This window comes from Chryseobacterium sp. DZ-32, assembly GCF_059587025.1.
On the sequence record NZ_JCAIOM010000008.1, the window covers coordinates 110,643 to 132,184 of the forward strand.

16 protein-coding genes are annotated in these 21,542 nt (G+C 35.5%); 5 read left to right on the top strand and 11 right to left on the bottom strand.

What is annotated here, in order from left to right; genetic code table 11:
• Nucleotides 1-2: 2 nt before the first annotated feature.
• Together AC59HC_RS10865 and AC59HC_RS10870 are read right to left on the bottom strand one after the other, a co-directional pair.
• Complete coding sequence (locus AC59HC_RS10865) at nucleotides 3-1,103, bottom strand: efflux RND transporter periplasmic adaptor subunit (RefSeq protein WP_496558586.1); 1,101 nt, start codon at nucleotides 1,101-1,103, stop codon at nucleotides 3-5.
• A gap of 4 nt (nucleotides 1,104-1,107) precedes the next feature.
• Complete coding sequence (locus AC59HC_RS10870) at nucleotides 1,108-1,590, bottom strand: MgtC/SapB family protein (RefSeq protein WP_227942839.1); 483 nt, start codon at nucleotides 1,588-1,590, stop codon at nucleotides 1,108-1,110.
• A 404-nt stretch (nucleotides 1,591-1,994) separates the two neighbouring features.
• Here AC59HC_RS10870 and AC59HC_RS10875 point away from each other — a divergent pair, with 404 nt between their 5' ends.
• Nucleotides 1,995-2,846 carry an EamA family transporter gene (locus AC59HC_RS10875; RefSeq protein ID WP_496558587.1) on the top strand — a complete coding sequence of 284 codons (852 nt, stop codon included), beginning with the start codon at nucleotides 1,995-1,997 and terminating at the stop codon, nucleotides 2,844-2,846.
• 85 nt (nucleotides 2,847-2,931) lie between these two features.
• On the opposite strand, the gene AC59HC_RS10880 is transcribed toward AC59HC_RS10875, so the two are convergent.
• Both AC59HC_RS10880 and AC59HC_RS10885 read right to left on the bottom strand, forming a co-directional pair.
• A complete protein-coding gene (locus AC59HC_RS10880; protein WP_496558588.1) occupies nucleotides 2,932-4,293 on the bottom strand; it encodes a HAMP domain-containing sensor histidine kinase in 1,362 nt (453 codons plus the stop codon).
• A gap of 27 nt (nucleotides 4,294-4,320) precedes the next feature.
• Nucleotides 4,321-5,025, bottom strand: coding sequence for a response regulator transcription factor (locus AC59HC_RS10885; RefSeq protein ID WP_496558589.1), 705 nt, complete (start codon nucleotides 5,023-5,025; stop codon nucleotides 4,321-4,323).
• 130 nt (nucleotides 5,026-5,155) lie between these two features.
• Between AC59HC_RS10885 and AC59HC_RS10890 the strand changes: the two genes are divergently transcribed.
• Entirely contained in the window at nucleotides 5,156-5,677 is a 522-nt protein-coding gene (locus AC59HC_RS10890) for a YiiX/YebB-like N1pC/P60 family cysteine hydrolase (RefSeq protein WP_496558590.1), read from the top strand.
• Between the two features lie 267 nt (nucleotides 5,678-5,944).
• The gene (locus AC59HC_RS10895) at nucleotides 5,945-6,256 is read left to right on the top strand and encodes an NIL domain-containing protein (RefSeq protein WP_227942834.1); all 312 of its coding nucleotides are present in this window, start codon (nucleotides 5,945-5,947) and stop codon (nucleotides 6,254-6,256) included.
• A gap of 456 nt (nucleotides 6,257-6,712) precedes the next feature.
• Here the strand turns inward: AC59HC_RS10895 and murA are convergent, their stop codons facing one another.
• On the bottom strand, nucleotides 6,713-8,020 hold the full coding sequence (gene murA / locus AC59HC_RS10900) for a UDP-N-acetylglucosamine 1-carboxyvinyltransferase (protein ID WP_110008022.1): 1,308 nt from the start codon (nucleotides 8,018-8,020) through the stop codon (nucleotides 6,713-6,715).
• Nucleotides 8,020-8,685 carry a DUF4290 domain-containing protein gene (locus AC59HC_RS10905; protein ID WP_202841191.1) on the bottom strand — a complete coding sequence of 222 codons (666 nt, stop codon included), beginning with the start codon at nucleotides 8,683-8,685 and terminating at the stop codon, nucleotides 8,020-8,022. The genes murA and AC59HC_RS10905 overlap by 1 nt, the downstream gene beginning before the upstream one ends.
• A gap of 188 nt (nucleotides 8,686-8,873) precedes the next feature.
• On the opposite strand from AC59HC_RS10905, the gene AC59HC_RS10910 reads away from it, so the two are divergent.
• Nucleotides 8,874-10,313, top strand: coding sequence for an alpha-amylase (locus AC59HC_RS10910; protein WP_202841189.1), 1,440 nt, complete (start codon nucleotides 8,874-8,876; stop codon nucleotides 10,311-10,313).
• 270 nt (nucleotides 10,314-10,583) lie between these two features.
• Here AC59HC_RS10910 and AC59HC_RS10915 read toward each other — a convergent pair whose 3' ends face one another.
• Together AC59HC_RS10915 and AC59HC_RS10920 are read right to left on the bottom strand one after the other, a co-directional pair.
• Nucleotides 10,584-10,994 carry a thiol-disulfide oxidoreductase DCC family protein gene (locus AC59HC_RS10915; protein ID WP_202841187.1) on the bottom strand — a complete coding sequence of 137 codons (411 nt, stop codon included), beginning with the start codon at nucleotides 10,992-10,994 and terminating at the stop codon, nucleotides 10,584-10,586.
• 4 nt (nucleotides 10,995-10,998) lie between these two features.
• A complete protein-coding gene (locus AC59HC_RS10920; protein ID WP_202841185.1) occupies nucleotides 10,999-11,466 on the bottom strand; it encodes a heme-binding domain-containing protein in 468 nt (155 codons plus the stop codon).
• A 433-nt stretch (nucleotides 11,467-11,899) separates the two neighbouring features.
• On the opposite strand from AC59HC_RS10920, the gene katG reads away from it, so the two are divergent.
• A complete protein-coding gene (katG, locus tag AC59HC_RS10925) occupies nucleotides 11,900-14,179 on the top strand; it encodes a catalase/peroxidase HPI (RefSeq protein WP_496558591.1) in 2,280 nt (759 codons plus the stop codon).
• 77 nt (nucleotides 14,180-14,256) lie between these two features.
• Here katG and AC59HC_RS10930 read toward each other — a convergent pair whose 3' ends face one another.
• Genes AC59HC_RS10930 through AC59HC_RS10940 form a run of 3 tightly spaced genes read right to left on the bottom strand, consistent with a single transcriptional unit; the run spans nucleotide 14,257 to nucleotide 21,541 of the window.
• Nucleotides 14,257-14,853, bottom strand: coding sequence for a hypothetical protein (locus AC59HC_RS10930; RefSeq protein ID WP_496558592.1), 597 nt, complete (start codon nucleotides 14,851-14,853; stop codon nucleotides 14,257-14,259).
• A 20-nt stretch (nucleotides 14,854-14,873) separates the two neighbouring features.
• Nucleotides 14,874-18,398 (bottom strand): DUF6443 domain-containing protein, encoded by a 3,525-nt coding sequence (locus tag AC59HC_RS10935; protein ID WP_496558593.1) that lies wholly within the window; start codon nucleotides 18,396-18,398, stop codon nucleotides 14,874-14,876.
• Between the two features lie 41 nt (nucleotides 18,399-18,439).
• Nucleotides 18,440-21,541, bottom strand: coding sequence for a hypothetical protein (locus AC59HC_RS10940; protein WP_496558594.1), 3,102 nt, complete (start codon nucleotides 21,539-21,541; stop codon nucleotides 18,440-18,442).
• Nucleotide 21,542: the final 1 nt, after the last annotated feature.

Sequence of the window (21,542 nt, forward strand, 5' to 3'; positions counted from 1 at the left end):
CATTATTTTGCATCCGGCATATAAATTCCGCCTTCGGTCATGATGGTTTCTCCGGGTTTTAATCCTGATATGATTCTTACAGTTTTCTCATAGGTTTCTCCCGTTGTCACAGAACGTCTGGTAAATTGGTTTTTTCCTGTTTTTATCCATACATATTGTGAACTGTCCTCCTGCATTAAAGCTGTTACAGGAATCATCACCGTCTTTTCAGGGGTTGTTGAGAAGTTCACGGTGGCGTACATTCCCGGCTTTAATTTTCTGTCCGGATTGTCGCATTCAATAAGAACTTTAATGCTTCGTGTATCTTTATCCACCATTTCATTGATGTGATATACTTTTCCGGTAATATTTCTGTCGGGATAAGCGCTTACTTTTACAGAAACCTGGTCGCCAATATTGACAAAGCGAATGTCTTTTTCCTTTACATCACCTGAAATCCAGACTTTTGATAATTCTGCGATGATCACGACCGGATCTGCATCTCCCTTCAGGTATTGCCCGTTGACAATTTTGTTGGAAATAATTTCTCCGCCAATGGGAGCCCTTACAACAAGCGGACTTCCTATGCCTCCTCCTTTGCTGTTATAAACCTTCAAGGCAGAAGAGGCATTGGAAAGGGATGTTTTTTTATTTTTAAAATCAGTTTCCACTTCGTCCAGCTCTTTCTGTACTCCGACTCCATGTTTAACGAGATCCTGCTGACGTCTGTAATTTTTTTCTGACAGCTGTACATCATTTAAAGCATCCGTATAATCTTTCTGAACTGAAAAATAATCTGATGAGAGGATTTCAAAAAGTGGATTTCCGGCAGAAACATTCTGTCCAAGCTGAATAAAAGATTTTGTAATTCTTCCGGAAAAAGGACTGGCAATTTCCGCGTAGTGATTGGGAATTGCCTGGATTGTTCCCGCTGAAACCACTCCGTCGCTGTGTTCCTGTTCGGTTACCATCTGTGTTTTAATTTTTTTGAAAACCGGATGAGTTTCCGGAATGGTGATCTGATTACCTTTTGTTATGATTTCCGGATCTTTGTTTTGCTGAGGTGCATTGTCTTTACAAGAGATTGCAAAGAGAATAATACTACTTAAGATTATTTTTTTCATGATCTTAATACAATTGAGTGCTGTTGCTGATTTTTACTTTTTCTTTGTTATTTTTCCTGGTACTGAACCATTTTTTGCTTCTGGCTTCTTTCTGAGAGGATAGAGTAGGTCTCAGGAATATATTGGTAGATACAATGAAGAGAACTGTGATAAAGGCTTCCAGAGGATATCCCAAAGCGCATAATGCGCCTATGGCTGCTGAACACCATAATGTGGCTGCTGTATTTAATCCTCTTACGGTAAGGCCGTCTTTCATGATAACACCACCGCCAAGGAAACCTATTCCACTGACGATATAAGAGGTGATTCGGCCGGCTGCATCGCCACCAATTCTGATAGCAATCAGTACAAATGCAGCAGAACCGATACATACCAGAGTGTTGGTGCGGAGACCTGCATTTTTTTTGCGCCACTGTCTTTCGAAGCCAATACCGGCTCCCAGACAAAATGCGGTAAGGAGACGAAGGGTAAATTCGAATGTATTCATAACTTTTCCTGTTTTTATAAGCTTTTCAGCTGTACGGGAAAAGTGAGTACAACTAAAGCTTTTAAGATTGATAATTACTGTAAGGATCTGAGTCCATATTGCTTTATTTTTTACTGTGCAAAAGTAAAACTGACTGCCCTTTTTTGCCGTTAGAAAAGCTTTAGAATGTGATTAGAAAATTATTAGAGAAAGTTCCTTCCTGTTTTTTTGATGATTCTGCAGGAAATAGTTGTTTATTATATCCTTTTAATATGTGTAAACTGTACCCATGATAAGCGATAAAATTTCAATACATTTGGAGGCTGATTTTTGTATGATGAATTTTACAATCTGTCATATGAAATAAAAGCTTGTTAAATCCCGGAGACTTCCTTCCAATATCTTTTGAATTATATACTTTAGAAATGAAAAAATCAAACTTAGCAATACCGGCTACGCTTTTAGCGATTATCTGTGTGCAGGGAGGAGCCTCCATTGCAAAACAGCTTTTTCCTGTAATCGGAGCGATTGGTACGGTTACTTTAAGAATTGTACTTTCTGCTGTTTTGCTTACTTTGCTTAACCGACCTAAGTTTTTACAATTTAACAGTCAGAAATGGAAATACTGTGCAATCTATGGAGTTGGATTGGCTGCAATGAATCTTATTTTCTATATGGCGATTCAAAGGATTCCGCTGGGATTGGCTGTTACTGTGGAATTTGCCGGGCCATTATTTCTCGCATTGGCATTGTCACGTAAACTGTTGGATGTCGTGTGGGCATTACTGGCCTGTGTGGGAATTTTGTTAATTGTTCCGTGGAAAAATGATCATGTCGATTTGTTAGGACTTGGATTGGCCTTTCTGGCAGGGATGTTCTGGGCCCTGTATATTGTAATGGGTGGAAAGGTCTCCAAAATAATGGATGGAAAAGATGCGGTTACCACCGGGATGATATTTGCCAGTCTTGTCATTATTCCCTTTACCATCTGGGATGGAGCCGTTTTCAATCTTACTCCTGCTATTTTTATAAAAGGACTTGGCGTGGCTGTTCTTTCGAGTGCTTTGCCTTTTTCACTGGAGATGATGGCTCTCAAAAAACTTCCGGCAAAGACATTCAGTATTCTGATGAGCCTGGAACCTGCATTTGCAGCACTTTCAGGATTGGTTTTTCTTGCTGAAGAATTATCTTTTTTACAATGGATTTCTATTGCCTGTGTGATTACAGCGAGTATAGGAACGACAGTTTTCAATAAAAAATCTCTTTCTCATGATTAAATAAGAAATTTTAAAAACCATTAAGCTAATTAAGGTTTTAAGGGAAGTTAAGATTCAAATACATTTGAATGAAGCTTTTGATCAATTACTGGGTAATAAACTCTACCGTAAAAATAGTTTTATTCTTTTCCGATACAACTTTGACTTTTGCATTGTGGAGCAGAATAATTTTCTCGGTGAGAAATAATCCTATTCCATGACCTTTTTCATGTTTGGAGTTTTCGCTCCTGTAAAAAGGCTCAAAAATATACTGTAAATCTTCTTTATTAATGCTATTTCCGGTATTGGTAAAACTGATGGTAAGGATTTTTGAATCCGTACTTACATCAATCAGACAAGTATGTTCCGGAGAATATTTACAGGCATTGTCAATAAGATTGTTGAAGGCAACTTGAAGAAGATACTCATTTCCCAGGATGGTAAGCTGGTGTTCTTCTACCAAATCTTCAATGTTCATTGAAACTTTATATCCCGGATTATCTTTCGTGATTTTGGTATAAGATTCCAGAAGAACTTCATCAAGACGTACTTCCGAAAAACTGATCTCATCGGGATCATAGCTTGCTTTGGCAAGATCCATTAAACTATTTGACAGTTTTACCATATTCCGGGCATCATCCAGCGCGAATTGAATGGTTTCCTGATACTCTTCTTTGGTTTTATCTTTTTCAGAAGCGAGTTCCAGCTCGGTGATGATGGCTGCTAAAGGTGTTCTCAGTTCGTGAGAAATATTGGATACAAAATGCTTTTGCGAATCAAAAGAATTTTCAAGCCGTTCCAGCATTCCATTGAAGTTTTCAGCAAGCTCATTTAGTTCGTCTTTTTCTTTGGTTGTTTTCAGGCGTAACTGTAATTTCCCGGCGGTTATTTTTTTTATCTGAATAACCATTTCAGTCAGCGGACTCAATGCTTTTTTAGAAAGAAATATTCCGGCCAGATAGATCAAGATCAGAATAATGAAAAACGAGATAATACTGATGGTAAGAAGATGTGTAAGATAATAATATCCGTACTGATCATAAGCTGCCGCAGTTACCGCATACGTTTTTCCTTCATACTGATACACGATTCCGATGACCTGCAGATCATTGAGAAAGAAATTAATTTTCTTTTTTTGAAATATCTGAGAAAGCATTTCCGGAGTTTCCTTTACATAATCTACTTTGGCGTCATCATGATAAACCAGCTCCTTATTACTGTCATAAATCGCTACCTGAACTTCGTTAAGCGTTCTGGTATTATTTTTATAAAGCTTATGCATTTCCTGCTCGGGGAGTGAGCTTCGGAAAAATAAATCGGCCTTGGCAATCGCTTCATTTTGAAGTTCGCTGTAAAAAGATTGTTCTCTGGCTTCTTTGGATGAATAATAGATCGAAATGCTGTAAATACCTAAAAGCATTGCAGTAATTAAGGTGAAAAGCAGCGTAAGTCGGGTTCTTATTTTCATCCGGATATTTTTAGTTTATCTTAATGCTTACTGTATAATACCTGTTTCGTAGTCTTTTTTAAGAATAAATCCCATACCGGCTTTGGTATGGATCAGTTTGGTTGCAAAATCTTTATCTATTTTTTTCCGGAGATAATTGATATAGACATCAATAAAGTTGGTCCCCGTATCAAAATGGGTTTCCCACACTTTTTCTGCAATTTCAATTCTGGAAAGCACTCTTTCTGAATTTTCCATCATGAATTTTAAGAGATTAAATTCTTTCGGGGTCAATTTTATAGGCGTATGATCGCGGCTCACGGTTTTTTGTTCCAGATTCATTTCAATACCTTCATATGTAAGAACAGAAATCTTTTGGTGGGGCTGTTGTGAAAATCTTTTCAGAAGTACTTTGATCCTTGCCACCAGTTCACGCATTTCAAAAGGTTTGGTGAGATAATCATCAGCTCCGGCATCAAATCCTTCCAGCTTGTCATCCGTAGTTCCCAATGCAGTAAGCATAATGACAGGAAGATTGGGTTTTAAACTTTTGATTTCATTACAGAATTCCAGACCATCTTTTTTGGGTAATACAATATCTGTCACTACCAGATCAAAATGGGTCTGTAAAGCCAGCTTCAGACCAGAATTTCCATCGTAAGCTGCAGTGACTTCAAACTCTGCTTCCTGAAATCCCTTTGTAATCAATTTTGAAAGTCTGTCGTCGTCTTCAATTAATAAAATATGGGGCATAAGATTCCTGGAGTGTTTGGGTTGGTGTGAAGAATAGATCAATATTCCCACAAATGTAATGATTTCTATTTTGTAATTTTGGTTCCGAAAATAGAATCGAATGTTTGAATTTAGATTAAAAAAGAGGTTTGTGGCTGGACTTTTATACGGTCTGATGTTATTATTAGTACAGTGTAATAATAATGTTTCGGAAAGTACTATAGATCTCAAAAACGGAGACCTGCTTTTTGTAACTGCAAAAGAAACAGGGCTTTCCGGAGCGATTAATAATGTAACTCAAAAACAAAAAACAGCTTCATTTGATCATATAGGAATTCTGGAAAAAGAGGGCCGCAAAATGTTTGTTCTGCATGCTGCACCAAAAGGCGGTTCTCAGAGACAAGCTTTAAAAGACTTTATTAAAGATCAGAAAGAAGAAGGTCAGGATGTGATTGTTTACCGGTTAAAACCGGAATTTCGGAAAGCAATTCCTGAAGCGGTTAAAAAAGCGAATTCCATGCTGGGAAAACCTTACAATTTCAATTATATCCTTGATGAAAATTCCTATTATTGTTCAGATTTTGTGGAAAGAGCTTTTCGGGACGAACATATTTTCAAACTGGAGCCGATGACGTTTATTGATCCCAAAACAGGAAAAACGAATACATTCTGAGAAGAATTTTATACTAAGAAAAATCTCAAAGTCCCTGAAGGAGAGCCAGGTTGTAACCCAAACGGATTGGCTGGTTCTGATAAATTGGAAAGAATAGGGAACTATTAAAACGTACGAGAAGCTCAACAGGCTTCTTTTTTTATGTTAAATTTTTAAAAATATTAGTCTACTAATTTGGTAGACTAATATTTTTTTATATTTTTGTCACAGATTTAAAAGCAAAAGTGTCATATGATCTGACAGAGTTTAACCCAAAAATGTTTAGCAATGATTACACCTAATCCCGGCCTGCAGGTTTTACAAAATAAAATTAACCTGCCTAAAAAAGAATTGTTATTGGAAATAGAGTTGAATGGTAAAATGAAATTTGAACATTTGATGAATACGATCTACAATCAATTTGGCATTTATCATAGAGTGTTATCTGCTAACGTAGAGTATGTGAACGGGTACAGTTTCGGTTCAGTACAGTTATATATTAATGTCAATTCAGAAGATTTCCAGCAGCTTGAAGTGTATCTGAATAAAAATAAACTTATCAATACGACGGTAGAATATACCTGCAGAACATATTTTTAAGTGAGATTCATATAGTTTTAATTACTCAAAGCGTCCGGTTTTACCGGGCGCTTTTTATTTGCCACTATAACAGATTTAAATGACGAATCAAATTGCTGCAGAACAGAGGTGCCTCAAGGGTGTTATTCTGAGCGAAATGAAATGTAGTGAAGAATCTCATATATTTGATTGACAATAAGATTCTTCCTTCGTCAGAAATCAAAGATTCGACGTAGTCAATGACAGAAGTAAAGCAAAAAAACGCTCAGAATATTCTGAACGTTTTTAAATAAAATTCTTGGCTTATCCCTTTAGTTAATATTAATAACTCGGGATTAATAATTAACAAAGGTTTTCTTATTGATAACCCTTCGACAAGCTCAGGGTGACAGCCCTAATACCAACCGAAATTTTTAAGCGTTGTCAGGCTGAGCCTGTCGAAGCCATTATTTAAAGGATTAGCTCAATAAAATAATTTTAGATTCTTTCAATGTCAGCACCAATAGCTCTTAGCCTTCCATCAATATTTTCATATCCTCTGTCGATCTGCTCAATATTGTGGATAATAGATTTTCCTTCCGCAGAAAGTGCTGCAATAAGAAGGGCGTTTCCGGCTCTGATATCCGGGGAAACCATTGTTGTCCCTCTTAACGGAGCTTCCTGGTTCAATCCGATTACCGTAGCTCTGTGCGGATCACATAAAATGATCTGAGCACCCATATCAATTAATTTATCCACAAAGAACAATCTGGATTCAAACATTTTCTGATGAACCAGAATACTTCCTTTGGCCTGAGTAGCCACTACTAAAATAATAGATAATAAATCAGGCGTAAATCCAGGCCATGGCGCATCCGAAATCGTAAGGATAGAACCGTCAATAAATTTCTGGATTTTATAATGCTCCTGTGCCGGAATATAGATATCATCACCGCTTTGTTCAAGCTGAATTCCCAGTTTTCTGAAGGTATTCGGAATTACCCCAAGCTGGTTCCAGTTTACATTTTTGATGGTGATTTCAGATTTTGTCATGGCTGCAAGACCAATCCATGAGCCGATCTCTACCATGTCCGGAAGCATGGTATGCTCAGTACCTCTCAGATATTCAACCCCTTCAATAGTAAGAAGGTTGGACCCGATTCCTGAGATATTGGCTCCCATTCTGTTCAGCATTTTACATAATTGCTGAAGATAAGGTTCACAGGCAGCATTGTAGATTCTTGTTTTTCCTTTAGCCAAAGCGGCTGCCATTACAATATTAGCCGTTCCGGTAACAGAAGCTTCTTCCAGCAGGATGAATTTTCCTCTTAGTTCCTTAGCTTTTAAAGAATAGAAATATTCCTCCTCATCATAATTGAATTCAGCACCTAATTCAACAAGTCCCTGAAAGTGAGTATCCAATCTTCTTCTCCCGATTTTGTCACCTCCGGGAGTAGGCATATAAGCCTCTCCATAACGGGCAAGCATTGGTCCCATCAGCATAATGGATCCGCGTAGTTTGGCTCCGTCTTTTTTAAACTCGTTAGATTTTATATAATCAAAATTGACCTGATCCGCTTTGAAAGTATAATCTCCCTGTCCGTTTTTGGTAATTTTTACTCCAAAATCTCCAAGAATTTCAATCAGTCTGTTCACATCATGGATATCAGGAATATTTTTAATTCTTACCTCTTCGTCCGTCAGAAGAACCGCACATAAAATTTGTAGAGCCTCATTTTTGGCTCCTTGTGGAGTTATTTCACCCTGCAGTCTTTTTCCTCCTCTTATTTGAAATGTTCCACTCATTATTTTCTGTTTTTATGATTGTTATTATGCCTTCTTTTGTTGGGCTGGTTATTATTTTTATTATTGCTGTTGTTCCTGTTGTTGTTATTGTTGTTCCTGTTGTTGTTATTGCTGGTGTAATAGATTTTACTCTTTTCAAGAGAATCTATTCCGGTAAGATCCAGCCTGTTTTCAGACAGTTCTTTCAGGTGGCGGAAAATAACATCATCAGTCACATGTTCTTTATTATAGACATTATAAGACTTCTTCATATTGTTGGCAATCACCTCGATAAGGGCTTCTTTTTCATCACCCGTTTCCAGTTCGATTGCTTTTTCGATCAATTGAAGAATACTTTTTCCGTAGAACTTAAAGTCACCTTGAAGTTTTGGATATTCCATTCTTTTAGGTTTTTCCGCCAGCTGTTCCATTGTAGGGAACGGATAAGGAGAATCTACATCCAGATCATAATTGGCAAGAATAAAAAGATGGTCCCAAAGTTTATGTTTATAATTTTCCTCGTCGCGAAGTTGCGGGTTTCTCTGACCCATAAAATCGATGATTGCCATAGCCATTTCATTCCTTTCGTCTTTGGAAGGAAGTTCTTTGCAGCGCTCAACTAACTGTTGTATAATTCTGCCATATTCCGGCATATGAAGCTGAGTTTTTTGGGTGTTGTATTCCATAGTATGCAAATATATGCATTAAAAGAAAAATTGTCTCGGGAATCTGAAAAATTTATGATTTTTTAATGAAAAAAATTGAATGCCTTTCATCTTGATTTATTAGGTGAAATGAAAATATTTCCCATTTATTTGATTTTGTTTTTAATAAAATTGTATCTTGTTTAATAGATTGATAATTAATTACAGCGATGAAAAAAACAAACTTTTTCCTTTCACTACTGGCTTTAGCATTAATAAGCTCATGCCGTACAAGTGATGAATTAATGACAGAACCTACCAAGCAGGAAGAGGTTCATAACAAAACAGTGAATGTGACCCATCATGATGGCCGGCCTTTCAGTACAGGAAGCGGTTCAGGTTCCACACAAAGTAAATTCGTAGCCGGACCGGGTGGCGGAGTTCTTATGCAGGGCTTTTACTGGGATGTTCCGGAAGGTGGTAACTGGTGGAATACCGTTAAAGACAAAATAACAGCGTGGTCCAATGCCGGAATTGGTGCGGTATGGCTGCCGCCGGCATCAAAAGCACAGAACGGTGCATATTCTATGGGATACGATCCTACAGATTATTATGATTTTGGAAATTTTAATCAGAATGGAAGCACAGAAACCCGTTTCGGATCCAGAGCCGAACTGGAAGCATTGATTACGAAAGCGCATGCTGAAAACATGCAGGTGTATGCAGACATTGTAATCAATCACAACAGTGGCGGGCAGTCTGAAGCCAATCCTTTTACAGGAACTAATACCTGGACCAATTTTTCTGGTGTGGCTTCCGGAAAATTCCAGAGAAACTATAATGACTTTTACAAAAATGCTTACGGGAATAATGATGAAGGGGCTTTTGGTGGCTTTCCGGATTTATGCCACGCGAATCCTCATGTGCAGGACTGGCTTTGGGGAAGAGATGATTCCGTAGCAAAATATTATAAAAATGTGATGAAATTTGATGGCTGGAGGTTTGATTACGTTAAGGGGTTCGGACCATGGGTTGTTAACACCTGGAATTCTAACGTAGGTGGATTTTCTGTCGGGGAATTATGGGATTCAAATGTCAACACATTGGAATGGTGGGCCAATAATGCCAACAGTTCCGTATTTGATTTTGCGGCCTATTATAAAATGGATGAAGCCTTTGATAATGGTAATTTAAATGCTTTGAATGATGATATGATGTGGAAAAGAAATCCATACAAAGCAGTCACCTTTGTTGCCAATCATGATACCGATATCATCTACAATAAAATGCCGGCATATGCCTATATCTTAACCCATGAAGGTTATCCTACCATTTTTTACAGAGATTATGAAGAATGGTTAAATAAGGAACGACTGAACAATCTGATCTGGATTCACAATAACAAAGCCACCGGAACAACTTCCATTCTCTACACCGATAATGATGAATATATTGCAAGACGTAACGGTTATAATGGTAATCCGGGACTTGTAGTTTACATCAATACGTCTTCAAACTGGCAGGAAAGATGGATAGAAACCAACTGGAGCAGCCAGCAGATCAAAGATTTTACAGGGAACTCAAGCTGGTACCCAACAACTCAGGGAGATAAATGGGTGAAAATCCAGTGTCCGCCGAATTCTTATTCTGTGTGGTCGCTGAATTTATGAGTAATGCGCAATGGGTAATGAGTAATTATTGATAATTGATAATTGATAATTGATAATTGATAATTGATAATTGATTAAGCTGGTAAGAGGCTGCTCTTCAGTTTAATTTTTATTAAACATTAAACATTAAACATTAAAAATTAAACAGGAACACCTATCCGTCTTATTATTTGTCATTCCGTAGGAATCAATACAATGCATTAATATTGTAGCTAACTCTTACGGAATGATCTTTTTATAAGTTAAATGAAATGGTGTAAGAATCATTAATTACACCTGAATAAATTTTTTCTTCTGATGAAGGTCCGGTAAATAACATTTCTGGTTGGCCAGCTTCATCCTGTTTCTGGAAATAAGATCATAGGCCTTGTCCCTTAAAAATGCCGGAACGATTTTTCCGATAAACGAAAGTTTATATATGCCTCCCAACAAGTTAGCTATTTCCAGTACTGCCCTTGACTTGATCAGATAAAACCGTCCGGGTTTCCACAGATACATAGTATTGAATACATTGGTTTCCAGCCCTCTTTCAGATAAAAACTGCTGTCCGAAATCAGATTGAAGAGAAGCAAACATGAACTGGTCTTTATTGTCCCGTTCCAAAATCCACTGTACCCAGAAATTGCAGACTCCGCAATCTCCGTCAAAAAATACAATATGCTTATTTTCCCAATTTTCCATGACGTTATTTATTAAATAGGATTCCCCTTTCCGTGTCTTCTTTTACTTTTTTGAAATAATGGATAAGATCTGCACGCTGCTCATCAGAAAGTTTAGCATTCTGATGGCCTAAATAATAGGATTCAAGCGGCATCTCTTTTTTTTCAACCATTTCTATACATTCCTCAAGTTTATGAAGCTGTCTTTTAGGTTCATACACTGCAAAGGTAGAAAAATTAAGATGATTTCTGCCCTCGTCAATATGATTTTTTACCCACCATGACATCGGGGAGATATTGCTGTACCATGGATACTTTGTTTCATTGGAATGACAATCATAACATGATGTTCTGATTGTATGCGCTATCTTTTCAGGAGTATTTTTAATTTTCAGAAAATCCATACCGGGAGTTGGCGGCGGATTCGTTTTATCGATAGGAAAAAATTGTATGATGATAAATACAACGAGAACGACAACAATTATTTTTTTCATAGCGGATGTTCATGTTTTATAAATATAAAGATAGTTAATTTATTTTTAGTGAAAGAAAGTTAGAAGCTGGAAGAAGGAACAGCTTCCAGAAAATGTTGTAATAGTGTATTTTTTAGCAATTAATATGTTATTTTCATGGTGACGCCAAACATCCTCCTTTCAACTTCCTTCTCCCTTTACATTCTTACGTTGAGTAATTCTAAATTGGAAGGTATACTGTTGTTTTTATTTAAGTTAATCTTAAAAATGACTAACTTAATACCACAATTCTGACCAGATATTGTGCCGTTGAAAATATTTATTTATAGTTTTTAACTATCATTGAGATAAAAATTAATAGATTGTATTTATTGAGCAAACGTTGTAGGTTTGTGATGTTCTTAGAACACAATTGGAAACTGTATTAATCAACATAAAAAATAAATAAACGACAATGGAAAAAGATTTGAATGACATCAGTAAATGCCCGTTTCACAACGGAACAATGAAGAAGAATGTAGCAGGAGGAGGAACTCAGAATTCTGACTGGTGGCCTGATCAGCTTAGAGTAGATCTTCTGCGCCAGCATTCTTCACTTTCAGATCCTATGGATAAGGATTTTGACTATGCCAAAGCATTTGAAAGCCTTGATCTGGAGGCTGTAAAAAAAGACCTTCATGCATTGATGACAGATTCTCAGGATTGGTGGCCGGCCGACTTTGGTCATTATGGCCCTCTGTTTATCCGTATGGCATGGCACAGCGCCGGAACGTATCGTGTAGGTGACGGAAGAGGTGGAGCAGGAGCTGGGCAACAGCGTTTCGCACCGTTGAACAGCTGGCCTGATAACGTAAGTCTTGATAAAGCACGAAGATTATTGTGGCCCATCAAACAAAAATATGGAAGAAACATCTCATGGGCAGACCTTCTGATCCTTACGGGGAATATCGCTCTTGAATCCATGGGCTTTAAAACATTTGGGTTTGCGGGAGGACGTGCAGATGTCTGGGAACCGGATTCCGATGTCTATTGGGGATCTGAGAAGACATGGCTTGGAGGTGATTTACGGTATGCTCACGGTTCGGAGGGAGTAGCAGAAGGACATTCGGCGGTTCTTCCTACTGATGATAATGCAGACGGAGATATTCATTCAAGAAACCTTGAAAATCCGTTGGCTGCTGTACAAATGGGACTTATTTATGTAAACCCTGAAGGTCCGGACGGAAATCCTGACCCTATTGCTGCTGCTAAAGACATCCGTGATACTTTCGGACGTATGGCGATGAATGATGAAGAAACTGTTGCTTTGATTGCCGGAGGACATACTTTCGGTAAAACCCATGGAGCAGGTCCGGCAGATCATGTAGGAAAAGAACCCGAAGGAGCCGGAATTGAACAGCAGGGATTAGGCTGGGCAAGCACATATAAGTCTGGTAGCGGAAGAGACGCGATTTCCAGCGGACTGGAAGTAACCTGGACAGAAACTCCTACCCAATGGAGTAATTACTTCTTTAAAAATCTTTTTGAAAATGAGTGGGAATTAACAAAAAGCCCTGCAGGAGCTCACCAATGGGTAGCCAAAGACGGTGCTGAAATCATTCCTGATGCATTTGATGCTGACAAAAAGCATAAACCAACCATGCTTACCACAGACCTTTCGTTAAGAATGGATCCTGTATACGAAAAAATTTCAAGACACTTCTACGAAAATCCTGATGCGTTTGCCGATGCGTTTGCCAGAGCATGGTTTAAATTAACACACAGAGATATGGGACCACGCGCCCGTTATCTGGGACCGGATGTACCGCAGGAAGAACTGATCTGGCAGGATCCTATTCCGGAAGTCAACCACGAACTGGTTGATGAAAATGATGTGGAGGCATTGAAATCAAAAGTTTTAAATTCAGGACTAAGCAATACAGGACTGATATCTACAGCCTGGGCTTCTGCTTCTACTTTCAGAGGAAGTGATAAACGTGGTGGTGCCAACGGAGCCAGAATCAGACTGGAGCCTCAAAGAAACTGGGAAGTCAACAATCCTTCTCAATTGAATAAAGTATTAAATGTTCTGGAAGGAATCCAGAAAGAATTCAACGATTCTCAAAACGGAGGTAAAAAAATATCATTAGCCGATCTGATTGTTTTGGCAGGTAATGCTGCTGTTGAAGTGGCTGCCAGAAATGCTGGTCAGGAGGTAAAAGTTCCTTTTGCTCCGGGAAGAATGGATGCTTCTCAGGAACAGACAGATGTAGAATCTATGGGATACCTTGAGCCTGCTGCTGATGGATTCCGAAATTATCTGAAAAGAAAATATACGGTCTCTACAGAATCTTTACTGATTGATAAAGCACAGCTATTAACCCTTACTGCTCCGGAACTGACCGTGCTGATAGGAGGTATGCGTGCTTTGGATACGAACTTTGACGGTTCAAAACATGGCGTATTCACCAGTCGTCCGGGAGTTCTTACCAATGATTTCTTTGTAAATCTTCTGGATATGGGAACTCAGTGGAAAGCAATGTCAGACGATAGAGAATTGTATATCGGAACTGATCGGAAAACCGGTCAGCCAAAATGGACAGCAACCCGTGCCGATCTTGTTTTCGGATCTAATTCTGAATTGAGAGCTGTGGCTGAAGTATATGGAAGTGCTGATGCACAAGGTAAGTTTGTGAAAGACTTTGTGGCAGCATGGACGAAGGTGATGAATCTGGACAGGTTTGATCTGGTCTAATTTTCCTTAAATCATAATAATTAACAGGCTGTCTTGGAAAGGCAGCCTGTTATTTTTCATTATATATATCTGGAAAATTATTCAAAAGTATTAATTTCAGATTTTATTTGACTAGTATAGTATTTTTGGTTGTAATATATTGTTTTAATCAGATCTCCAGGATAAGTATAATCTTCAGAAGATTTTAATATTCCAAAGAAATCTATAATATTACTTTCTTTGGCTTCGTTTAAAAATATTTCGCAGCATAGAATCAATTCTTTTATTTTAATTACTCTGTCATACATTTCTATATCTTTATAATATTGGGTATCTATTTCTAAAAGTTGCTGTTTTGAATTTATAAAGTCTCCAGTGTTATATAGATATAAAGAAAATAAATATCTTAATGGAGGATTGTTAATATCAAGCTCCAGAGATTTTTGAAAATAATTGTGAATCTTACTATTACTAGGCAATAAGCTCTTATAAGGAGATTCTTCACTATTTGATAAATATATAAAATATTCAAGTGTTGCCATTAATTGATAATAATAGGCGTTTTTTTCAAAATTATGATTTAAAATATCTGATTTCAAACTAATTAAGGACTGTGAAGTTTTTTTATAATCATAATTGTATTCTGAAATTATTTCATAAATCTTATCAATGTAGTTGAAAATATCATTATCCATTTTTTATTTGTCTTTAATTATTACCTAGGTCGCATTCCTCCCTTATGATTTACGCCTTTTGCCTTTGTCTTTAGGCTATTTATTTCTTTTTCAAAATATTTTAAAAACTCGGGGTCATCAATCCCAGTTTCTTTGAAATTTTTTAACGATGATTGTATTAATTTTATTTTATTATTTATCCATTCACCATGTCTTCCTGATTCAAGACCTTTAGACATTTGTTTTGCTTGTTTTTGCATTTCATTCAACATATTTTTTGCTTTATCTTCATAAGATATAGGATCTTTTATTGCATTTAGCGGTTTTTTTAGTGCATTAACTTCTCCAGAAAGACCTCCAGTCATGAAACTACCAAAAAACATAATTCCACTCGCGCTAGCATCCAGACTTTCCTCACCTCCCATCGGAGAACCGTCCCATCCAGTCATTCTAGGAGCAAGTCCATCATAATTTTTTTTACCTAGAACAACATTTCTTAAAAGATTAGCTCCATCTAAGGCACCGTCAATAACTCCTTTGCCTAAAGTGCCAATTATACCACCTGGAGCCTCTGCATCTCTAAAATCTTGAATCATGGTTCCCAGTGTTTCTGGGGCAGGTCCCATTTGTGGTGCATTTGATAAGTCGATATTTGGGATTGGTATTGGTAGTGAAGCTTCTCTTTTTGATCCTGTTAATGCAATATTCTCAATGTCGTGCCATATTTCAGGAATCTCATTATCTCGAAAATGAACATAACCACCAGTATTTCTTGCAAAATCAGCGGCTTCTTTATAATCTAAGAAGTCTCCATTTGTACTTAGTCTTTCTAATCCCTCAAGTTCTATACCATCCACCACTCTATTTTCAGAAAAATTATAGTGTGATTGAAAACTGTATTGCTCAGAAAGTGGATCTACATTGAAGAACCTACCCATGGTAGGGTCGTAATTTCTCCATTTGAATGAACTCCAGTCTGTTAGTTCCATTTTTTCTTGTTCTTGAAAACTATATCTATAGTTTGTATTTAAAGGATATGTGCCATTGTAGCCAACATATTCCATACCAAAAGGATAGTAGTTTGTTTCTTTATCAATGGTTGCTCCATTAGAACCTTTATAATAGGCTAATCTTATATTATTGACTTGATCCTTATATTGGTAAACATATCGATTATTTTTAAAATCATAATAACCTTCCGAAGTAGGGTAAAATTGTAGAGAAGATGAATAATATTGAAATCCGTCTAAATAATGGGTATAGATGCTGAGAAGAGTTTGGCTTCTATTATTGAAATAAGTATAAGTTTGTTGGGTTTTTGTCCCATCTGCTCTATATTTAAAATTTAACTTTGTATCAAGATAATTAAAAGTAATTTGAGATGGAAGATCTAATAAATTGTAATTAATATTTATTATTTCTTTATCTAATTGACTGTTCATATTTCCATTGGCATCATAAGTAATAGGATTACCACCTGAAGGATAGCCAAGACTATTATTTTGGTTATCAGAAATTAAAATGAGTTGATTTCCATCATAATTACTGTAATCCAGATCATCAATCATAAAAGGAGTGTTGTCATAAGAACGAGAATATCTTTTTAAGGTTTTGATATTACCATTTATATCATAAGTTAATGATTCTCCATAGTGGTTTGCCGAAGGTACTGTAGTGGATGGTTCTTCATATATTGCATCTTTTAATCTATCTAGTCCATCATATTGATAATAGTATCTTTTTAATATATTTCCATTAGCTGATTTCCAGTCTACTTCAGATATATTTCCATTGAATTTTGGAGTAGAATATGAATTAGCTGGATTATGGTATTTAATTTCATAACCAAATAGTTTACCATTCAAATTTTGGGGATCATTTATTTTAGAAAGCCAGCCTCTGATATTATATTCATAGTTAATATCTTGAATAGGGCTTCCTTGTGTTCCTCCCACTTTTTTATTGATAATTTGGGAAATAGCATTATAAGTATTATTGCTAAGTAACTCTTGTGGTTGACCAGATATTTGATGCCAATGTTTTAATGGTCTCAATTGATTATCATATTCAAAATTTTCATAAATAACGGTTTCAGGATTATTAGCTGCACTTTTATGATAAGTATTGGTTTGAATAATGGCTCCAGAATAATCAATTTTATTATCAATTGTAGTATATCCACCAGATGAATATTGGTTTTTAGTTGTTGTTATTCTTCCTTTTGTATCATACCATAAATAAGTTTTAGTCCATGCATCGTCCTCAATATTTTTAATATAACTGGCTAAAGGAAGTCCATTTGTTGAGTTATTGTTAGTCAAATTATCAGAAAGAAGATTTTGGGAAAAAACATTTGAGGGCTGAGGTGAGTCAACAGGATAAGTGTCATAATAATTTACTGTTAACAATGTAGTGAAAGAACTTGGATAACTTGTAGCATATGTATAATATAAATTTAAACCATTAAAATTACTATAGGATGCTGTTCTTTCAGTATTATTGCTTCCTTTGGCATCCACATTATTTTGCTCGGCTAAACGTCCAGCACTTCCATAACTTTCTACACTTAAATGAATTCCAGTATATGTGGGTCTTCCGAATTTATCATATTTAGAGAATACCCATTGTTTGTTTGCTCCAAGGTTGGCATCTTGCGTTAATACTAACCTGTTTTGCTTATCATATACCATGTATTCCCACCCTTTTCCTGGAAGTTTTTTTTCTACAACTCTGTTTTGAGCATCATAGATATATTGATAACAAAGCTTTCCAAGAGTAGTTGTATCCAATAAAGAATTAACAGAAGCTAAAGGAGGTATAATGTAAACTAGTTGATCATAAATATTATAGACATAATAAGTGTCTGCTTTTTCTGTAGCACTGATTATTTTTCGCGTTAAAACAATCTGTCCCATCTTGTTCTTAAAAACTATTGATTCATTTCCGTCTTCATCTTTGGCAGTGTTTTTATATAATAAATTTACCGGATATGACTGAAATGTAGGTACTGTATTGCTAAAAACATTTAAAATGGGATTCCATGTAGAAGCTACTTCATATTTTCTAACACCATCGACAGCAGTATTGGTTTCGTATTTAAAATTAACTGGCTTTGAATCCCAGGCATTTCCAACTTGTTTTAACTGCAAGATTTTGTTTAGTGGAGATACCTCTACTATAGATTCTGAATACGTTTTTTCACCCTGATAAAAGTTAGTAATATCTTCTACAGGAAAATTAGCATTAGGATTTTGTGGATATATATTTCCATTTGAGGTCGAATTTTTAGGAATGGGTAGAAATTTTTTTGTTTGTAACCCAAAACTATCATAAATAGTTGGGATAACAATATCATTTCCTGCTGGAGTTGCTTTTACATTAACAACTTGCTTTGGTCTTCCCAGGCCATCAAAATATTGAACAGTATGAATTTGTTTAGCTGTTGAACTGCTTGTAGTAACTGGCTCAAGATAAACTTTCGTTTCAATGTAATTTTCAGTTACTGTTTGGGCACTTAAAATGCTTGTTATTGACAGAATACCGAATATATTTAAAAGTTTTTTCATTTATAATAATTTTGAATTAACTGTTATCTTAGAACAATTAATTATTGTTTATAATTGTAATTATATTCTTTGATAATATTGCCATTAATATCATTTTCTCTTACTTCCTTTAGTCTCCCTTTAGAATCATAAACATAAAACTCCCTTATTCCTGAAGGAGGAATAATTGTTTTTACTCCAACTAGTGGGTCATAAGCAAGTGTGGTTATTTTAAAATTTTGTAATTGACTGTTTAGTCTAAATGTATTTAGTGATGGTATAAAAGTTTGATTTTCAAAATTATCATTAGTATCTAAATCTGAATTTATTACAATTTGTAATGATTTGTATCCAATATTGGTATTTGGAAAATTCATGATATTAGCAAGTTGTGAATAAGTGATACCTTCTATTTTAGCTATAGGTTTTGTTTGATTATAACCCCAAATTATGGTTACGGGTATTCCATCTTTAGGTGTATATTGTAATAAATTTCCTTTATCATCATATAAATCATTGGTTGTACCATCTATAAATGGATTGTCAGCCATCGCTGTCTGGGTTTTCTCAGGAAGTACAAAATTATTGGAGGAAGCATCTTTTTTATAGATTGTCTTTGATCTGGAAACAATCTGAATAGGATAATTATTCGGATCTTCTTCTCCCATTGCATCAAGCTCTCCTTTGTAATTATATGTCATAACAGGTTTATTAATTTTGTTAATATTAATAAGGTCTTGCATATCAGAAGGAAAATGGTAGGGATAATAAAAATAGCTAATATTATATTCTGGATTTTGAATTCCATTACCAATAAGATTTCTTGCTGTCCTAGTATTTTGAACATCATCATAGTCTGAATAAGCTTCCTGAACAATATTTCCAGTTGTATTATATATCGTTGTCTTACTATGAACCAGGTTATTGTAAATTGAGCTATATACTTTTTTATTCTGCATTAATTCAGAAATACCACCTCCGATAGGATCAGAATAAATAGCAGATCCAATAAACTCAATATTGTTAGGATAACTAATTGGACCAGAATTATCATAGCTTTTATATGTGTTCTCTTTTTTTAGTAGCAGATTATTATTTTGGTCATATTGTGAAAGGTATTTTAATGATCCCCTTTTATAGCTTTGATCGGAATAAACATCATTTCCGTAGGCACTGTTTGGAATAATAAACTTTCCTACTGGATTAAATCCCACACCTGCTACTATGTTGGCATATGTGTAATCTGTTCTTGTCTGAATATTAGGATATTCATCATTAGTATATTCATATACTGATTTTTTCCCATTTTCATTCTCTTCAACCTTTGAATAGCCAACAAAAAAATTGTTGAGAAGATCATAATTTATTTTTGCATTGGTATACAGGAAAAAATATTTTTCCAGCTCAGTATAATTTGACAGATCTGGAGGGACTGTTGTTGTTGTTGGATAAAGAGTCGAGGCGGGATAGCCAGCGTATGGAACATTGAATAAATATCCACTGCTTATATTGGCTGTTTTATTATACTTATAATCTATTGTTCTGGAAGAGTTTTCATCCTGAATAATTTGTTGTTTAACTCTTACTCCTCCTCCTTTAACTATATTTCCCCATAAATCAAAAGTATTACTTTCTAAAACATATATATTTGTTCCTCCTGTTGGAAAGGTTACTTTTTTTAATGACCAAGTTTTGGATAGTTCATTAGGTTCTTTATCTATTTGACCATTTAGTAAGTAATGAGTATCGCTTGTAAGATTATAGGGTAATATACTACTTTCCCACTTTCTTGGATAGAAATAATATTTAGGAGTATATGTGGTAGGTGTTTCCACTATGGTCTCATTAGTGTTATTATATCCAAAAATATCCTGAAGAGGTGAACCTATATTTGGAAGTTTGTTATCTTCATAATAATCAAATTTGTATTTATTTTGTCCGGACTCCTGTACAGATATTAATTTTAATCTTTTACTGAATTCATTTTTCTGAAGTGTAGAATAAAAGTAATCATAATTCATATCAAATTGTTTAATAATATTTCCTACTCCGTCTTTTACAAGAATGTTTGTAAGAGCCTTGCCATTATATAAATCTTGTCTATCTATTCCATAATTGAATTCTATGGAACCTCCACGGAAAATGATTTTTTTAATTCGTTGTACAGAAAGCATTCTGTTGTAATGCTTACCACTGTCATTTGCCCATCCGGTAGCAAAAGGAAGATAATTTGTAGGAGTATGCTTTGTAGGGTATGTAGCGTCAATACGGTAATTAGGCCCATTTGTAATATCATCTTCAGTGTATTTTGTTGCAGAATAAGTTTCATATACAAAGTTGATTTCTTCGTTATTGGTCAGATTTTTCATTTTAGAAATATGCCAAGCACTTACTCTTGGATAAGACCCTTTTATTCTTCCAAATTGTTCTCCTGTACCAAATGCGACTGTAGATGAAGTGAAGCTATGTGTAATATCTTTATCTTGGAAGGAGTAAGAAATTCCATTTTTACTAATTAAATTGAAATTCTCATAGTCTTTAATGTTTTTATCATTATTTATCCATTGCCCATTATATGATGATTTCAGATAATTATAATTTTTAGAAGCCATATTCCAGTCTATTTTTGTCCCTTTTTTATCTAACTCTACAACTGAAGTTTTATTATAGAAATAAAAGTTAGTGGTAAATTGAGGAGCATATACCTTGAATATATCTGGGAAAAAATCATATTGAACCTCCTTGGGATTATTCAGACTTCCTGAAGGTTTATCTAAGAAACCATATTTCATTTGATAAGAAGTAAGACTATTATTTATAGTTTCCAAATCTGCATCTCCTACTACGGTTCTATTCACAAAACATGATGATAAACTCCAGCCTAGTCCAACATCAGATGCTAAACTGTTTACCTGGACTCCTCCTTGAGTATAATCCAAAGATATTGGATAAACTAACCCTCCTACTTCGATTGTATAAATAGGTATTGACAAAGAAGCTTTTCCGCTATAATAATTAACGGGTGACTCTTTATATTTTATAAAACTATATGCATTGGGAGTTGCTGTATTACTAGTGGAATAGGACAATATTGAACTTGGATCGTCCTGTCCATTGATAAAGTTGACTGTAATAAAAGCTACAATAAGTAATGTTCTTTTCATT